This is a genomic window from Bacillus sp. ISL-46, from assembly GCF_018613205.1.
Window position 1 is genome coordinate 1 of the sequence record NZ_JAGGQR010000057.1, and the last position, 16,552, is coordinate 16,552.

Annotated in this window: 16 protein-coding genes and 1 other annotated feature; all 16 genes read left to right on the plus strand. The window is 40.6% G+C overall.

Annotated elements, in window-relative coordinates; genetic code table 11:
• Positions 1-209 precede the first annotated feature (209 nt).
• The 16 genes from J7E67_RS24795 to sigH all read left to right on the plus strand — a co-directional run bounded on the left by J7E67_RS24795 (position 210) and on the right by sigH (position 16,510).
• Positions 210-671, plus strand: a complete 462-nt coding sequence (locus tag J7E67_RS24795; RefSeq protein ID WP_214716652.1) for a CtsR family transcriptional regulator — start codon at positions 210-212, stop codon at positions 669-671.
• 27 nt (positions 672-698) lie between these two features.
• Positions 699-1,247, plus strand: a complete 549-nt coding sequence (gene mcsA, locus J7E67_RS24800) for a protein-arginine kinase activator protein McsA (RefSeq protein ID WP_168241486.1) — start codon at positions 699-701, stop codon at positions 1,245-1,247.
• Between the two features lies 1 nt (position 1,248).
• The gene (gene mcsB / locus J7E67_RS24805; RefSeq protein WP_214716653.1) at positions 1,249-2,319 is read left to right on the plus strand and encodes a protein-arginine kinase McsB; all 1,071 of its coding nucleotides are present in this window, start codon (positions 1,249-1,251) and stop codon (positions 2,317-2,319) included.
• A 17-nt stretch (positions 2,320-2,336) separates the two neighbouring features.
• The gene (clpC, locus tag J7E67_RS24810) at positions 2,337-4,778 is read left to right on the plus strand and encodes an ATP-dependent Clp protease ATP-binding subunit (RefSeq protein WP_214716654.1); all 2,442 of its coding nucleotides are present in this window, start codon (positions 2,337-2,339) and stop codon (positions 4,776-4,778) included.
• Positions 4,779-4,885: 107 nt separating this feature from the next.
• Positions 4,886-6,268, plus strand: coding sequence for a DNA repair protein RadA (radA, locus tag J7E67_RS24815; protein WP_214716655.1), 1,383 nt, complete (start codon positions 4,886-4,888; stop codon positions 6,266-6,268).
• A gap of 3 nt (positions 6,269-6,271) precedes the next feature.
• Positions 6,272-7,345: a DNA integrity scanning diadenylate cyclase DisA gene (gene disA / locus J7E67_RS24820; protein WP_214716656.1), complete on the plus strand. Its 1,074-nt coding sequence runs from the start codon at positions 6,272-6,274 to the stop codon at positions 7,343-7,345.
• A gap of 206 nt (positions 7,346-7,551) precedes the next feature.
• Positions 7,552-8,640, plus strand: coding sequence for a PIN/TRAM domain-containing protein (locus tag J7E67_RS24825; RefSeq protein WP_214716657.1), 1,089 nt, complete (start codon positions 7,552-7,554; stop codon positions 8,638-8,640).
• Between the two features lie 25 nt (positions 8,641-8,665).
• Positions 8,666-9,367 carry a 2-C-methyl-D-erythritol 4-phosphate cytidylyltransferase gene (ispD, locus tag J7E67_RS24830; protein WP_214716658.1) on the plus strand — a complete coding sequence of 234 codons (702 nt, stop codon included), beginning with the start codon at positions 8,666-8,668 and terminating at the stop codon, positions 9,365-9,367.
• A gap of 114 nt (positions 9,368-9,481) precedes the next feature.
• The gene (gene ispF / locus J7E67_RS24835; protein ID WP_214716692.1) at positions 9,482-9,964 is read left to right on the plus strand and encodes a 2-C-methyl-D-erythritol 2,4-cyclodiphosphate synthase; all 483 of its coding nucleotides are present in this window, start codon (positions 9,482-9,484) and stop codon (positions 9,962-9,964) included.
• Between the two features lie 114 nt (positions 9,965-10,078).
• Entirely contained in the window at positions 10,079-11,536 is a 1,458-nt protein-coding gene (gene gltX / locus J7E67_RS24840) for a glutamate--tRNA ligase (protein WP_214716659.1), read from the plus strand.
• A 46-nt stretch (positions 11,537-11,582) separates the two neighbouring features.
• Positions 11,583-11,832, plus strand: a binding site (T-box leader).
• A 228-nt stretch (positions 11,833-12,060) separates the two neighbouring features.
• Complete coding sequence (cysE, locus tag J7E67_RS24845; RefSeq protein WP_214716660.1) at positions 12,061-12,729, plus strand: serine O-acetyltransferase; 669 nt, start codon at positions 12,061-12,063, stop codon at positions 12,727-12,729.
• Positions 12,710-14,107 (plus strand): cysteine--tRNA ligase, encoded by a 1,398-nt coding sequence (gene cysS, locus J7E67_RS24850; RefSeq protein ID WP_214716661.1) that lies wholly within the window; start codon positions 12,710-12,712, stop codon positions 14,105-14,107. Before cysE ends, cysS begins: the two co-directional genes overlap by 20 nt.
• A 3-nt stretch (positions 14,108-14,110) precedes the next feature.
• Positions 14,111-14,530, plus strand: coding sequence for a Mini-ribonuclease 3 (locus J7E67_RS24855; protein ID WP_214716662.1), 420 nt, complete (start codon positions 14,111-14,113; stop codon positions 14,528-14,530).
• A gap of 1 nt (position 14,531) precedes the next feature.
• Positions 14,532-15,278: a 23S rRNA (guanosine(2251)-2'-O)-methyltransferase RlmB gene (gene rlmB, locus J7E67_RS24860; protein WP_088084968.1), complete on the plus strand. Its 747-nt coding sequence runs from the start codon at positions 14,532-14,534 to the stop codon at positions 15,276-15,278.
• 2 nt (positions 15,279-15,280) lie between these two features.
• On the plus strand, positions 15,281-15,790 hold the full coding sequence (locus J7E67_RS24865; RefSeq protein ID WP_214733015.1) for an NYN domain-containing protein: 510 nt from the start codon (positions 15,281-15,283) through the stop codon (positions 15,788-15,790).
• Positions 15,791-15,832: 42 nt separating this feature from the next.
• Positions 15,833-16,510 carry an RNA polymerase sporulation sigma factor SigH gene (sigH, locus tag J7E67_RS24870; RefSeq protein WP_214716693.1) on the plus strand — a complete coding sequence of 226 codons (678 nt, stop codon included), beginning with the start codon at positions 15,833-15,835 and terminating at the stop codon, positions 16,508-16,510.
• Positions 16,511-16,552 lie beyond the last annotated feature (42 nt).

Sequence of the window (16,552 nt, forward strand, 5' to 3'; positions counted from 1 at the left end):
AGAGTAGGACGTTGCCAGGCAAATCTAAGACAACCAGAAATGGTTGTCTTTTTTGTGTTCTCAATCTCACCCCTACATATTTTAACTAATGTACGTTTCACAATGGCGGGTTTTGGAGAAAATCATTAGTAGTGAATCGTTGCATCTACATAAAAAATTCAGTATAATTTAGTCAAATATAGTCAAAGTCAGAGAATGGGGGTGGGAAGATGAGAAACATCTCTGATATCATTGAAAAATATCTTAAACAAGTATTGGAATTAAGTGAAAAGGATCTTGTTGAAATTAAACGAAGTGAAATCGCTGATAAATTTCAATGTGTACCATCTCAAATAAATTATGTGATTAATACCCGTTTTACAATCGAAAGAGGATATATTGTGGAGAGTAAACGGGGCGGTGGCGGGTATATAAGGATTATGAAGGTTCAATCCCATGACTTGGCCCATTTAATTGATCAATTGCTCTCACTTATACAAGGAATGGTTAGTCAAACAAGTGCAGAGGATGTCATTTTAAGGCTCGTACAAGAAGAAATTATTTCACAGCGGGAAGCGAAAATTATGTTAAGTGTAATCGATCGTTCCGTTCTTTATATTGATCTTCCATACCGAGATGAATTAAGAGCAAGAATGCTAAAAGCGATGTTAACATCTTTAAAATATAAATAAATTTTTTTCTGAGTAAGAGGTGAAAGTATGATTTGCCAAGAATGTAATCAGAGACCTGCAGCGCTTCATTTTACAAAAATCATTAATGGTGAAAAGACTGAAGTGCATCTTTGTGAAAAGTGTGCTCAGGAAAAGGGAGAAATGTTCATTTTTAATGGGGAATCTGGTTTTGCTTTTAATAATTTATTAGCAGGATTATTAAATATTGATCCAAACTTTCAAAAGCCTAGCCAAAGTCCCTTCCACCAGGAGGAGATTCTTCAATGCGATTCTTGTTCAATGACATTTCCACAGTTTTTAAAGGTAGGCCGCTTTGGATGTTCCCATTGTTACGAAGCGTTTAAAGAACAACTTATACCAGTTTTAAGACGACTTCATAGCGGGAACTGGACACATAATGGGAAAATACCGAAGAGAATTGGCGGAGGAATCCATCTTCGTAAACAAATTGAAGAATTGAAAAGTAATCTAAAGGAATCAATCCAAAATGAAGAATTTGAAAAGGCGGCAGAGATTCGTGATGAAATACGAAAGTTGGAGAAAAATTTAGCAGCCAGCCACGAGGGAGGGGAATAACATGTCGCTTGAACGATTTCTAAATCAAGCTGTCAGCTCCTGGATGAGTGCGGAAGGACCGGATTCAGATATTGTCCTTAGCTCCCGGATTCGTTTGGCTCGTAACTTTGATGCTTATAAATTTCCAACCCTTTTTTCACATGAAGAAGCAAAATTGATTATTGAAAATATGGAAGAAATTTTAAAACAGTCTCCTATTCAAAAGTTTGGCCAAATGGAATTGTTGAAAATTGAAGAATTACAGCCGCTCCAAAAAAGAGTATTGGTTGAAAAACATTTAATAAGCCCTCATCTAGCTGAAGATTCACCATATGGGGCGGTTCTATTAACCGAAAACGAAGAAGTAAGTATTATGATTAATGAAGAGGATCATATCCGGATTCAATGCTTGTATCCAGGTTTGCAATTATCTGAAGCGTTGGATGCTGCGAATGAAATCGATGATTGGCTTGAAAGTAATATTCAATACGCATTTGATGAAAAACACGGCTATTTAACCAGTTGTCCTACAAACGTTGGAACAGGTCTCCGTGCTTCGGTCATGATGCACTTGCCAGGGTTAATGTTAACACAGCAAATTAATAAAATTATTCCTGCAATTCACCAATTAGGTCTTGTTGTTAGAGGAATTTATGGTGAAGGCAGCGAAGCATTAGGTAATATATTTCAAATTTCTAATCAAATCACACTTGGTAAATCAGAAGAGGACATTGGCCGTGACCTAAAAGGGGTTGTAAGTCAACTCATTTCACAAGAAAGGTCGGCCCGTGAAGCATTACGAAAAACTTCAAACATACAATTAGAAGACAGAGTATTCAGATCATTAGGTGTGTTATCTAATAGCCGAATTATTGAATCGAAAGAAGCAGCTAGATGTTTATCCGATGTTCGGCTTGGAATAGATATGGGTTATATTGATAAAATGCCTAAGACAATCTTAAATGAATTAATGATACTGACCCAGCCAGGATTCTTACAGCAATATGCTGGGGGTTCATTAAGACCACATGAAAGAGACATCAGACGGGCAGCATTAATTAGGGAACGAATAAAAATGGAGCAAGAAAAATAGGTGGGGAGGAAGAGAATATGATGTTCGGCCGTTTTACTGAAAGAGCGCAGAAAGTTCTAGCTTTAGCACAAGAGGAAGCGATTCGTCTTGGTCATAACAATATTGGAACAGAGCACATTTTATTGGGGTTAACTCGGGAAGGTGAAGGGATTGCTGCGAAAGCCCTTTATGGACTTGGTTTAGGTTCTGAAAAAATCCAAAAAGAAGTAGAAAATTTAATTGGAAAAGGACAGGATGCTTCTCAAACCATTCACTATACTCCAAGAGCTAAAAAGGTCATTGAATTATCGATGGATGAAGCACGAAAATTAGGACATTCCTATGTAGGGACTGAGCATATTCTCCTTGGCTTAATCCGAGAAGGAGAAGGGGTTGCTGCCCGAGTACTTAATAATTTGGGAGTTAGTTTAAATAAGGCAAGACAGCAAGTGCTTCAACTATTAGGAAGTAATGAGTCTGGCGGGCATCAAGGCGGGGCATCAGCAAGTGCTAACACGCCGACGCTAGATAGCCTTGCACGGGATCTAACGTCAATTGCCCGCGAAGGAAGCCTGGATCCTGTTATTGGACGCGGTAAGGAAATTCAACGTGTGATTGAAGTGTTAAGCCGTCGGACAAAAAATAATCCGGTATTAATTGGAGAGCCTGGTGTAGGTAAAACAGCCATAGCAGAAGGACTCGCCCAACAAATTGTCAATAATGAAGTCCCGGAAATACTGCGTGATAAACGAGTAATGACGCTTGATATGGGGACAGTCGTAGCAGGGACAAAATACCGTGGTGAATTTGAAGATCGTTTGAAAAAAGTCATGGATGAAATTCGCCAAGCAGGAAATATTATTCTTTTCATTGATGAGTTGCATACATTGATTGGTGCGGGTGGTGCAGAAGGGGCTATTGATGCTTCCAATATTTTAAAGCCATCGCTTGCTCGTGGAGAACTCCAATGTATTGGAGCAACCACACTTGATGAATATCGAAAATATATCGAAAAAGATGCCGCTTTAGAACGACGTTTCCAGCCAATTCGTGTCGATGAACCAACAGCGGAAGAATCGATCCAGATTTTAGAAGGTTTACGTGACCGCTATGAAGCCCATCATCGTGTCTCCATTACAGATGAAGCGATTAAGGCAGCTGTTAAACTATCAGACCGCTATATCTCTGATCGCTTCCTGCCAGATAAAGCGATTGATCTAATCGATGAAGCAGGTTCCAAGGTACGTCTTCGTTCCTTTACCACCCCACCTAATTTAAAAGAATTAGAAGTGAAGCTTGAGGAAGTACGAAAAGAAAAGGATTCTGCAGTCCAAAGTCAAGAATTTGAAAAAGCGGCTTCTTTACGGGATACGGAGCAGCGTTTGCGTGAACAACTCGAGGAAACAAAGAAGAGCTGGAAGGAAAAGCAAGGGAAAGAAAACAATGAAGTAACAGTTGAAGATATTGCAAGTGTTGTTTCAAGTTGGACCGGTGTCCCTGTTTCCAAGCTAGCTCAAACAGAGATGACGAAGCTGCTTAATTTAGAGGAAGTTCTCCATTCTCGTGTCATTGGCCAGGAGGAGGCTGTTAAGGCAGTATCTAAGGCAGTCCGTCGTGCCAGAGCAGGATTAAAAGATCCAAAACGGCCAATTGGTTCCTTCGTTTTCTTAGGACCTACTGGTGTAGGGAAAACAGAATTAGCCCGTGCCCTTGCTGAAGCCATGTTTGGTGACGAGGATGCGATGATTCGGATTGACATGTCCGAGTATATGGAGAAGCATTCTACCTCTCGTCTAGTTGGCTCTCCGCCAGGATATGTAGGCTATGAGGAAGGCGGACAATTAACAGAGAAGGTTCGCAGAAAGCCATATTCCGTTGTTTTACTTGATGAAATAGAAAAGGCACATCCAGATGTATTTAATATCCTTTTGCAGGTTCTAGAGGATGGCCGTTTGACTGATTCAAAAGGAAGAACAGTAGATTTCCGTAATACCGTCTTGATTATGACATCCAATGTGGGTGCTGAAGCCTTAAAACGGAACAAGTATGTCGGCTTTAATATTCAGGATGGCGATCAGGATTATAAAGACATGAAGGGGAAAGTAATGGGCGAATTAAAGAAAGCCTTCCGCCCTGAATTCCTGAACCGTATTGATGAAATTATTGTTTTCCATGCGTTGGAGAGAAAGCATCTTGAAGAGATTGTAACTTTACTTTCAGAGCAGTTAATTAAACGCTTAAAAGAGCAAAATATTTCTTTAGAATTAACTTTAGCAGCGAAGGGAAAAATTTCTCAGGAAGGTTATGACCCTGAGTATGGGGCAAGACCATTACGCCGTGCGATTCAAAAGCATATTGAAGACCGACTTTCAGAAGAATTATTAAAAGGAACCTTGTTAACAGGTCAGCATGCGGTGATCGATGTTGATAATGGAGAATTTATTGTTCGAATGGAAGAGAAAACAAGTTTGGTAAAATAGAAATGTAATCAATTAGTGTTGCTATACCATGAGAGGTACACGTTAATAAAGCTAAACCGTGTGCCTCTTTTTTCATTTATTTGTGCGCAAGAGAGGATCGAAGTAGAATGGCAAAACGAAAGACAAAGTTTATGTGTCAGGAGTGCGGGTATGAATCTCCAAAGTGGATGGGGAAATGCCCTGGCTGCGGTGAATGGAATAAGATGGTCGAGGAAGTTGAAGTAACTGGTGCAACAAGAAGAGGGGCATTCGCCCATTCCCAAGGCGGATCAGGACTATTAACCAAACCAATGCCGATCAATTCCATTGAAATGGAGAATGAACCAAGGATTCAAACGGACTTAAATGAATTAAACCGGGTACTTGGCGGGGGTGTGGTCAAGGGATCCTTAGTGCTGATTGGCGGAGACCCTGGAATCGGTAAATCAACGCTTCTGTTACAGGTATCATCACAATTAGCTAATAAAGGAAATAAGGTTTTATACATATCTGGTGAGGAATCATTACGGCAAACAAAGCTTCGTGCGGAGCGATTAGGAATATCCTCTGAAAATCTCCTCGTTTACTCTGAAACGAATCTTGAGGAAATTAACCGGACCATCGATAGTACAAATCCAAGCTTTGTCATCATTGATTCTATCCAAACGGTATTTCACCCAGATGTAACAAGCGCACCTGGGAGTGTCTCACAGGTGCGTGAGTGTACCTCGGAATTAATGAGAATTGGGAAAACCAAAGGGATTGCGATCTTTATTGTTGGACACGTAACCAAAGAAGGATCGATAGCCGGTCCTAGGCTGTTAGAGCATATGGTGGATACCGTCCTCTATTTTGAAGGAGAAAGACATCATACCTATCGGATTTTACGGGCAGTTAAAAACCGTTTTGGTTCAACCAATGAAATGGGAATTTTTGAAATGAAAGAATTTGGTCTTGAAGAAGTGGCAAATCCCTCCGAGATATTTTTAGAAGAGCGCTCACGAGGTGCTGCTGGCTCAACGGTGGTCGCATCGATGGAAGGGACAAGACCGGTCCTCGTTGAAATTCAAGCGTTAATTTCCCCCACTAGCTTTGGGAACCCAAGAAGAATGGCAACGGGAATTGATCATAACCGTGTGCCACTTTTGATGGCAGTATTAGAAAAGCGGGTTGGGATGCTCCTTCAGAATCAGGATGCATACCTAAAAGTTGCTGGTGGCGTAAAACTGGATGAACCAGCAATTGATTTAGCAGTGGCTGTCAGTATTGCTTCCAGCTTTAGAGATAAACCCACAAGACCAACCGATTGTATTATCGGAGAAGTCGGGTTAACCGGTGAAGTAAGAAGGGTTTCAAGGATTGAGCAGCGTGTCCAGGAAGCGGCCAAGCTAGGATTTGAGCGTGTCATTCTCCCTGCTAATAATCTTAGCGGCTGGAAGGGCCCAAACGGAGTTGAACTCATTGGTGTGAAGTCAGTGAGCGAAGCATTAAAAGCAGCGCTAGGAGGGTAGCAGATGGAGAGTAAAAAACTTGGTGAGCATACCGTAAGTGAAGTTTTACAGTTCCTTGCACCTGGTACACCCATTCGCGAGGGAATCGACAATGTGCTCCGTGCGAACACAGGCGGCCTTATTGTCATTGGTTTTAACGAAAAGGTAAAAAGTATCGTTGACGGCGGCTTTGAAATCAACTGCCCATTTTCGCCCAGCTTTTTATATGAATTAGCGAAAATGGACGGGGCCATTATCCTTAATGAATTAGGAAATAAAATTCTCTTTGCCAATGCCCAGTTAGCCCCTGATTCCGATATACCTTCTTCTGAAACAGGGATGCGGCACCGCACAGCAGAAAGGGTAGCGAAACAAACAAAAGCCCTAGTGATTGCCATTTCCCAAAGAAGAAATGTCATTACCCTGTATCAAGGGAATTTTCGCTATGCATTAAAAGATATTGCGGTAATTTTAACAAAAGCCAATCAAGCCATTCAGACGCTTGAGAAGTATAAAACGGTTTTGGAACAAAGTATCAGCAATTTGAGTATTCTAGAGTTCGAGGAGTCCGTAACCTATAACGATTTTTTACTTGTTCTCCACCGTTTTGAAATGGTCTTAAAGATTAAGAATGAACTTCTAACCTATTTACATGAGTTAGGAACAGAAGGCCGTCTCATTCGTTTACAATTGAATGAAATATTAACAGATCTCGAAGACGAGACCATGCTTATTATTAAAGATTATGCCTTCGACAGGGACATCAAGCCCAGAGAAGTGATTGGACGGATGCAGGCTATGGCTACGAGCGGTACCATTGAGGATATGGTCTTATTAAAATTGATGGGATACCTTGGCTATGTGCACCTTGATGAAAATAAAAGTCCGCGCGGCTACAGAATTCTTAATAAAATTCCAAGACTTCCATCCATCATTATTGAAAATCTCATCAGCAGTTTTGGTGAGCTTTCAAAAATAATAACTGCAACAGTGGAAGAACTTGATGATGTGGAAGGAATCGGGGAAGTTCGTGCCAAAAAGATTAAGGAAGGCTTTAAATTGATAAAAGAGCGGTTATACACCGATCGCCATCTATAAAAGCAATTATATCTAGGTTCCTAAAAGTTAAAAAAATCCAATTGTTTGACACGAAAATTTTCCAATGCTACCCTAGGGGAGAATCTTCAACCTATTAATTTTCACTAACAAATTAAATTTAATACGTTTTTGTAATCGAAAAATAATCTATAAATTAAGGTTTCATTTCCATGAATATGTTTATAATGAATAGAGGAGGTGAAGGAATGTTAAAACGTATTGTGCAGGCTTGCTTCCTCATTATAGGTGGTACGCTTGGTATTTTGTTATTACCGGAATTGTTCAATTTACTTCATATCAATGACATTCCCTTAATTAACAACTCGTATATCACTGCTATTATAGGTGCTATTATTTTTTATCTTATTACCTTTTGGGCAGTAGATTATGTTTTTAACTTTATTAAATGGGCTGAAGATTCTTTAGTGAAAGTTCCTGTAACAGATGTCCTTTTTGGTAGTGTAGGTCTAATCTTTGGATTGTTGGTTGCGTTTTTAATCGGCTTTGCCCTGAATGCTGTGCAAGTCCCAATATTAAATGCTGTGGCTCCGATATTACTGACCATTTTGTTTGGTTATCTCGGCTTTCAGGTAGGCTTCAAGAAGAGAGATGAATTATTAGGTCTTTTTGGAAACCGCGGTAACAAGAAAAAAACCAGTGAGGAAGAGAATGATAAGGAAGTTAATCATCCTTTGAAAATATTAGATACGAGCGTTATCATTGATGGGCGCGTTGCTGATATTTGTCAGACCGGATTTTTAGAAGGAACGATTGTCATTCCACAGTTCGTCCTTGAGGAATTACAGCATATTGCCGATTCTTCCGATGTGCTGAAACGAAATCGCGGCCGCAGAGGCTTGGATATATTAAACCGAATTCAAAAGGAACTCGCTATAAAGGTAGAAATTTATGAGGGCGATTTTGAGGAAATTAGTGAAGTGGACTCAAAGCTCGTTAAATTAGCTAAAATAACCAATGGCATCTTGGTCACGAATGATTTTAATCTGAATAAAGTCTGTGAATTGCAAAATGTATCTGTGTTAAACATCAATGATTTAGCCAATGCAGTTAAGCCTGTTGTCCTTCCTGGTGAGGAATTAACCGTTCAAGTCATTAAGGATGGAAAAGAATATCATCAAGGCGTTGCTTATTTAGATGACGGAACGATGATTGTGGTTGAGGAAGGTAGAGAATATATCGGGAAAAGAATCGAGGTTCTCGTAACGAGTGTTCTCCAGACATCTGCAGGACGAATGATATTTGCCAAGCCCAAATTATTAGAAAAAGCACTGTAGATAGAAGATAGAGTGGGGTAATGATATGACCTACCAAGTCATTCTCCCGGCAGCGGGCCAGGGAAAAAGAATGGGAGCAGGGAAAAATAAGCTTTTATTGGAACTAAACGGTATTCCTGTTCTAATCCATACATTAAGGGTGTTTGAACAGGATGAAGCTTGCAGCGGGATTATTTTAGCCATACACCCACAGGATAAACCAGAATTTCAAGTGTTACTCGATCGGTATCATGTGACGAAGGTTATCAACTTAGTACCGGGTGGAAATGAACGTCAGGATAGCATTTATAATGCTCTTAAATCAGTCGAAACCGACGGGATTATTCTTGTGCATGATGCGGCGCGTCCTTTTATCTTAAAAGGACATATCCACCGTTTAACTGAAATGGCTGAAGAAACAGGTGCAGCCATTTTGGGAGTGCCGGCAAAAGACACCATGAAAAAGATAAATGATGGTGTGGTCGTTGAAACTGTCGAACGTTCAAGCTTGTGGGCTGTTCAAACCCCACAAGCTTTTCGTATTTTGCTGCTTAAGGAAGCGTACGAAAAGGCCGAAAAGGATCACTTTCTGGGAACCGATGATGCTAGTTTGGTTGAGCGGCTTCCCTATCCTGTTGAGGTGGTAGAAGGCGATTACGATAATATAAAACTAACGACACCAGAAGATTTGTTCTTTGCTGAAGCGATAATAGAAAAGCGGAAGCGCCTTGACCAGAGAAAAAAGTAGTTCCTTTTTTCCTAGGCGCTCCTCGAAAAAGCTATCGCTTTTCCTTCGTGCGATGCTTTGCTTCCGAAGCTTATTCTTGTGTAGCTAGACAATAGAAAAAAGGAGTTTTTAATGATGTTTCGAATTGGTCAGGGCTTTGATGTTCATCAATTAACAGAAGGGCGCCCGCTAATCATTGGTGGGATTACAATCCCTTATGAAAGGGGTTTGCTAGGTCATTCGGATGCTGATGTGTTATTACATACGGTTTCCGATGCCTGCCTTGGTGCGATTGGGGAAGGCGATATTGGCAAACACTTTCCGGATACCGATCCAGATTTTAAAGATGCTGACTCCGCGAAGCTGATGGAGCATGTATGGCAATTGGTGAAAAATAAAGGGTACGAGCTTGTGAATGCCGATTGTACAATTATTGCTCAACAGCCAAAAATGGCACCCTATATTGAGCAAATGCGCGGTAGGATTGCGGAATTACTAGAGGCAGCACCTGAACAAGTCAATGTAAAGGCGACAACAACAGAAAAGCTAGGTTTCACCGGCAGAGGGGAAGGCATTGCTTCCCAGGTGGTTGTATTGTTAAAAAAGGTTAACAATTAACCTTTTACAGTGAAGGGCACAATGATACAATAAATCAGATAAAAACATATGGTAAAGCTGTCTAGCTCCAGCACCTAGGGGCTTTTGCTTTTCGAGAATGGAGGCATTATAGTTATGTCAAACGAAGTTCGTGTAAGATATGCTCCAAGTCCAACGGGACATTTACATATTGGAAACGCCCGTACTGCATTATTTAATTATTTATTTGCACGCCATCATGGCGGGAAATTTATTATCCGAATTGAAGATACCGATAAAAAGCGGAATATTGAAGGCGGAGAAGAAAGCCAGTTAAAATATTTAAAATGGCTTGGGATGGATTGGGACGAGGGTGTCGACGTTGGCGGTGAATACGGTCCCTATCGCCAATCGGAGCGTAATGATCTTTATGAAGCCTACTACAACCAATTATTGGCAAATGGCCATGCTTATAAATGTTATTGTACAGAAGCTGAAATCGAAGCAGAGCGGGAGGCCCAGAGCGAAAGAGGAGAAACACCTCATTATTCCGGTAAATGCCGCCATTTAACCGATGAACAGCGCCGTCAATTTGAAAGCGAAGGCCGTCAGCCAAGCATCCGCATCCTCGTACCTGAAGGGAAAACCTATACGTTTGATGATATGGTCAAGGGCAGTGTTTCGTTTGAATCGGAAGGGATGGGTGATTGGGTCATCATTAAAAAGGATGGCACCCCAACCTATAACTTTGCTGTAACGATTGATGATTATTTAATGAAAATCTCTCATGTGCTCCGTGGCGATGATCATATTTCTAACACGCCAAAGCAATTGATGGTCTATGAAGCATTAGGCTGGGAGCCGCCAATTTTTGGACACATGACTTTGATTGTCAATGAAAGCCGCAAAAAGTTAAGTAAGCGTGATGAGTCCATCATTCAGTTTATTGAACAATATGAAGAATTGGGTTATATTCCAGAAGCATTATTTAACTTTATTACACTACTCGGCTGGTCGCCGACAGGTGAAGAAGAAATTTACTCTAAGAACGAGTTTATTGAAATATTTGACGCGAATCGCCTATCCAAATCGCCAGCATTATTTGATAAGCAAAAGCTGTTGTGGATGAATAATCAATATATGAAAAAAATTGAGATGAACCGTGTAGTTGATCTGGCTATGCCTCACTTAATTAAGGCAGGCCGAATAAGTGAAAGCATGACAGATGAACAGTATCAATGGCTCCAAGGACTTGTAGCTCTTTTACAGGAAAAAATGAGCTTTGGTGCTGAAGTCGTGGAATTATCAGATATGTTCTTTCAAGTGGATGCCATCTATGAAGAAGATGCAAAGGAAATATTAACCGGGGAAACTGTTCCAGAAGTGTTAAGGGCATTTTCACATGAACTTGACCAACTGGAAAGCTTCCGGGCTGATGGTATAAAGGCAGCCATGAAGGCAGTTCAAAAGTCGACCGGTCAAAAGGGGAAAAATCTATTTATGCCAATTCGAGCGGCGGTAACAGGCCAAACACATGGACCAGACCTCCCAATGGCAATTGAACTCTTAGGTAAAGATAAGGTTCAAACGAGAATTAATAAAATTATTAGTTAACATTGGGGAAGAAATGTAATATAGTAGAGTAAACAATTATATAGTTACTAAAGTGTAGAAGAGGATAAGTAAAAAAAGGATGCTTTAAAGAGAAAACCATCACCGGCTGAAAGTGGTTTAAGCCTCTCGTTTTTTGAAATGCACCTCTGAGCCCTGTTTCGAAAAGAGTCAACTTCTAGTAGAAATGGGCGGAACCTATCCGTTAACAGGTAGAGTGAGACCCATATTAAGCTTTCTTTTTCCAAAACAAGCTTTTCGGTCTAATCAGAGTGGAACCGCGCATAAGCGTCTCTGTCGTTAAGACAGAGGCGCTTTTTTGTTTCTAAGAAGATATATAACTTTGAACTTAGATAACAGTCTAGCGCAAGCGGCCCAGCGGCTAGTGTACTTCGCCCTTTTCCCTACGATAAGTCAACATCGGATCGCTTACCGCTCTCCGTGTTTCCTTTATCTCAGTCAAAGGGCTCTAGTCCATACGCCGCTAAACGGGCGGCTTACGCTTTATAAAAAGGGGGAGAATGGTAATGTTCAAGAAGTTGAGGGAGGACGTTGAGGTTGTTTTTGAACAAGATCCTGCAGCAAGAAGTCATTTAGAAGTCATCTTGACGTATTCAGGCTTGCATGCCATTTGGTCACATCGACTCGCGCATGCACTCTTTAATCGGAAATTCTATTTTCTAGCCAGGGTTATTTCACAAGTAAGCCGCTTTTTTACCGGAATTGAAATTCATCCTGGGGCAAAAATAGGCAGAAGATTTTTTATTGACCATGGTATGGGCGTTGTTATAGGGGAAACGTGCGAAATTGGGGATAATGTAACTATATATCAAGGGGTAACACTTGGTGGAACGGGTAAAGAGAAAGGAAAGCGGCATCCGACGATTAAGGATAATGTCCTGATTGCCACAGGTGCAAAGGTGCTTGGTTCGATAACCGTTGGAGAAAATTCCAAAATTGGCGGCGGCTCGGTTGTATTGATAGAAGTACCCCCTAACTCAACGGTAGTTGGGATTCCAGGGAGAGTGGTGATCCAGGATGGAAGAAGAATTACAAGGGATTTGAACCACTGTGACTTACCAGACCCTGTAGCAGACCGCTTAAGAGAAATGCAAAATGATCTGGATAAATTAATGCACGAACTCGAAGAATTAAAAGGAGAAAGGATAAAAGTCAATGGCCATTCAACTTTATAATACACTAACTCGTAAAAAGGAAACCTTCGTACCGCTCGAAGAAGGGAAAGTCAAAATGTATGTTTGCGGTCCGACGGTCTATAATTATATTCATATCGGTAATGCACGTCCGGCAATCGTCTTTGATACCGTTCGGCGCTATTTGGAATATCGCGGCTATGATGTTCAATATGTTTCCAATTTTACCGATGTCGATGACAAATTGATTCGGGCAGCTAATCAGTTAGGAGAAAGTGTTCCGGCGATTGCGGACCGATTTATCAATGCCTATTTTGAAGATGTGACGGCATTAGGCTGCCAAAAGGCAGATGTTCATCCTCGGGTAATGGAAAACATGGACATTATCATTGATTTTATTAGTCAATTAGTCGAAAAGGGCTACGCTTATGAATCTGCAGGTGATGTTTATTTCCGGACAAGAAAATTCGATGAATATGGTAAGCTATCGCATCAATCCATTGATGACCTGCAAGTAGGTGCAAGAATTGAAGTCGGCGATAGGAAACAAGACGACTTAGACTTTGCCCTATGGAAAACGGCCAAAGAAGGAGAAATCTTCTGGGAGAGTCCGTGGGGGCTTGGCCGGCCGGGCTGGCATATCGAGTGCTCGGCAATGGCGAAAAAGTATCTTGGCGAAACCATTGATATTCATGCGGGTGGACAGGATTTAACCTTCCCGCATCATGAAAATGAAATTGCCCAATCAGAAGCACTGTCAGGAAAATTATTTTCTCGTTACTGGATGCACAATGGCTATATCAATATTGATAATGAAAAAATGTCTAAATCATTAGGAAACTTTGTCCTTGTCCATGACATTATTAAAAAACATAATCCGCAAGTGTTACGGTTTTTTATGTTATCCGTTCATTACCGCAATCCGATTAATTACAGCGAGGAATTACTGGAGAGTACGAAAGCCGCATTTGAACGCATAACCACCTCTTATCAAAACTTAAAGCATCGGAAAGAAGCGAGTACTGACTTAACAGATTCGAATCAGGTATGGCTTGAAAGTATTGCAAAAAGGCAAGAAGAATTTATTGAGGCAATGGATGATGATTTCAATACAGCTAAAGCGATTTCCGTTTTATTCGACCTTTCAAAACTGGCTAATTATTATCTTTTAGAGAAAAATACAGCTGTAGAAGTCATTGATGCCTTTACAAAACAATTTGAAAAGTTATTCCATGTCTTAGGGCTGACATTTGAAAAAGAAGAAATGCTTGACGAAGAAATCGATGCGCTGATTGAAAAGCGAATCCAAGCTCGAAAAGACCGTAATTTCCAATTGTCTGACCAAATAAGAGATCAGCTAAAGGAAATGAATATTATTTTAGAAGATACACCGCAGGGTACAAGGTGGAAAAGAGGCTAATTCATGCTTAAATATGAAAATACAGTGGATGTTAAACAATTGAATAGTCTCGCTCTTGCCTACATGGGTGACGCGATTTATGAAACCTATGTAAGGCGCCACCTCCTCTATAGCGGTAAGGTAAGACCGAATCAGTTACACCGCACCGGGACCAGTTACGTCTCGGCAAAGGCACAAAGCCAAATTCTTTTTCAAATGATGGATCATAAACTGCTTGATGAAGAAGAATTAGCGGTGGTTATGCGCGGTAGAAATGCAAAATCAGGCACTGTTCCAAAAAATACAGATGTCCAAACTTATCACTATAGTACAGCATTTGAAGCATTGATGGGTTACCTGTATCTAACGGGTAAAAAAGAACGTTTAGAAGAGCTTATTAGCAGGGCATTTTCATATGTGGAGCAAAGAAAGGAGGAACGCTAGGATGGAACAACAAGAATATATTGTTGGCAAAAATCCAGTCATCGAAGCGCTTAAATCAGAAAGGGATATTAATAAAATATTAATTGCCGAAGGATCGCAGCGTGGCCAAATGCAGCAAATTACGCAATTAGCCAAAGAAGCAAATGTGATTGTTCAATTTGTTCCTAAGAAAAAAATTGACCAAATCGCGGATGAAAATCATCAAGGAGTTCTTGCTTATGTTGCTGCCTATCAATATGCGGAAATGGATGATTTGTTTGCAGCAGCAGAAAAGAAAAATGAACCGCCATTCTTTTTATTGCTGGACGAAATTGAGGATCCTCATAACCTTGGGTCGATCATGAGAACAGCCGATTCAGTCGGTGCTCATGGCATCATTATTCCAAAGCGGCGGGCTGTTGGCCTAACAGCAACAGTTGCCAAAGCTTCGACAGGTGCGATTGAATATATCCCAGTGGTCCGTGTCACTAATATGGCGCGAACCATCGATGAACTTAAGGAACGAGGTATTTGGATTGCCGGAACAGATGCAAAAGGCAAAGATGATTACCGAAGATTAGACGGGACGCTGCCACTAGGCTTGGTGATTGGCAGTGAAGGAAAAGGAATGGGAAGACTGATCCGCGATAAATGTGATTTTCTCATCCATTTGCCAATGGTTGGTAAAGTAACTTCGTTAAATGCTTCTGTTGCGGCGGCTTTACTGATGTATGAGGTATATCGAAAACGACACACACTTGAGGGATAGTAATGGATATCCTGCTTGTGGACGGTTACAACATCATCGGAGCCTGGCCTGAACTAAGAGCTTTAAAGGATCATGATTTACCTGCTGCACGGGACCGCTTAGTGGAAAGAATGGCTGAATACCAAGCCTATTCAGGCTTCCGTGTGATTGTGGTATTCGATGCCTATTTTGTACAAGGGACGGAAAAGAAGTATAAAAATCATAAAATAGAAGTTATCTTTACGAAAGAAAATGAGACGGCAGATGAGCGGATTGAAAAAATGGCCATTAGTTTAAGTAATCGAAGAACACAAATTCATGTAGCGACTTCCGACTTTACAGAGCAATGGGCTATTTTTGGACAAGGGGCATTAAGGAAGTCTGCACGTGAATTGCTCATTGAAATGTCTTCGATTGAAAGAGGCATCGAAAAGAAAGTGAAAACCATTCAAGAAAAAAGACCCGTTTCTAAAATAAAGATGAGTGCGGAAATGGCAGAAATTTTCGAAAAGTGGCGCAGAGGACAAAAGTGAACGTGGACTAATAAAAAATTGTCATGTATACTATTACTATCTATGCTTGTTCGGTGGAGGGGATCTACTTTGAGTACGGACTTCGGAACAAAGATCAACCAGCAGTTCCTGATAATGGAAGACGAAGGAATTGTTGATTTAGTGCACCAAGGTGATAGTGAAGCATTGGATTATTTAATCCATAAGTATCGTAATTTTGTACGTGCAAAAGCAAGGTCCTATTTTTTAATCGGTGCAGATAAGGAAGATATTGTCCAAGAAGGTTTGATTGGACTGTATAAGGCAATTCGTGACTTTCGGGAGGACAAGCTTACCTCCTTCAAGGCATTTGCAGAGCTTTGTATAACTCGTCAAATCATTACAGCAATCAAAACCGCCACAAGGCAGAAGCATATCCCGTTAAATTCATACGTTTCATTGGACAAGCCAATCTACGATGAAGAATCGGACCGAACATTAATGGATGTTTTGTCAGGAACAAAGGTTCTTGACCCAGAGGAACTGATTATTAATCAGGAAGAATTTGACCATATCGAAGTGAAAATGACTGAATTATTAAGTGATTTAGAAAGGAAGGTATTGGCTCTCTACTTAGATGGTCAATCATACCAAGAGATTTCTGAAGAGCTAAACCGCCATGTGAAATCAATTGATAATGCTCTGCAGCGTGTCAAAAGAAAGCTGGAAAGATATTTAGAACTTCGTGAATTTTCACTTTGATGATTAAATATGTCATAAAATTGAACCGTTTCCAAGGGTTAT

Excerpts from the sequence above, each read along its gene's own strand:
- J7E67_RS24795 (WP_214716652.1), top strand. The coding sequence starts at position 210 with ATGAGAAACATCTCTGATATCATTGAAAAATATCTTAAACAAGTATTG.
- mcsA (WP_168241486.1), top strand. The coding sequence starts at position 699 with ATGATTTGCCAAGAATGTAATCAGAGACCTGCAGCGCTTCATTTTACA.
- mcsB (WP_214716653.1), top strand. The coding sequence starts at position 1,249 with ATGTCGCTTGAACGATTTCTAAATCAAGCTGTCAGCTCCTGGATGAGT.
- clpC (WP_214716654.1), top strand. The coding sequence starts at position 2,337 with ATGATGTTCGGCCGTTTTACTGAAAGAGCGCAGAAAGTTCTAGCTTTA.
- radA (WP_214716655.1), top strand. The coding sequence starts at position 4,886 with ATGGCAAAACGAAAGACAAAGTTTATGTGTCAGGAGTGCGGGTATGAA.
- disA (WP_214716656.1), top strand. The coding sequence starts at position 6,272 with ATGGAGAGTAAAAAACTTGGTGAGCATACCGTAAGTGAAGTTTTACAG.
- J7E67_RS24825 (WP_214716657.1), top strand. The coding sequence starts at position 7,552 with ATGTTAAAACGTATTGTGCAGGCTTGCTTCCTCATTATAGGTGGTACG.
- ispD (WP_214716658.1), top strand. The coding sequence starts at position 8,666 with ATGACCTACCAAGTCATTCTCCCGGCAGCGGGCCAGGGAAAAAGAATG.
- ispF (WP_214716692.1), top strand. The coding sequence starts at position 9,482 with ATGTTTCGAATTGGTCAGGGCTTTGATGTTCATCAATTAACAGAAGGG.
- gltX (WP_214716659.1), top strand. The coding sequence starts at position 10,079 with ATGTCAAACGAAGTTCGTGTAAGATATGCTCCAAGTCCAACGGGACAT.
- cysE (WP_214716660.1), top strand. The coding sequence starts at position 12,061 with ATGTTCAAGAAGTTGAGGGAGGACGTTGAGGTTGTTTTTGAACAAGAT.
- cysS (WP_214716661.1), top strand. The coding sequence starts at position 12,710 with ATGGCCATTCAACTTTATAATACACTAACTCGTAAAAAGGAAACCTTC.
- J7E67_RS24855 (WP_214716662.1), top strand. The coding sequence starts at position 14,111 with ATGCTTAAATATGAAAATACAGTGGATGTTAAACAATTGAATAGTCTC.
- rlmB (WP_088084968.1), top strand. The coding sequence starts at position 14,532 with ATGGAACAACAAGAATATATTGTTGGCAAAAATCCAGTCATCGAAGCG.
- J7E67_RS24865 (WP_214733015.1), top strand. The coding sequence starts at position 15,281 with ATGGATATCCTGCTTGTGGACGGTTACAACATCATCGGAGCCTGGCCT.
- sigH (WP_214716693.1), top strand. The coding sequence starts at position 15,833 with ATGCTTGTTCGGTGGAGGGGATCTACTTTGAGTACGGACTTCGGAACA.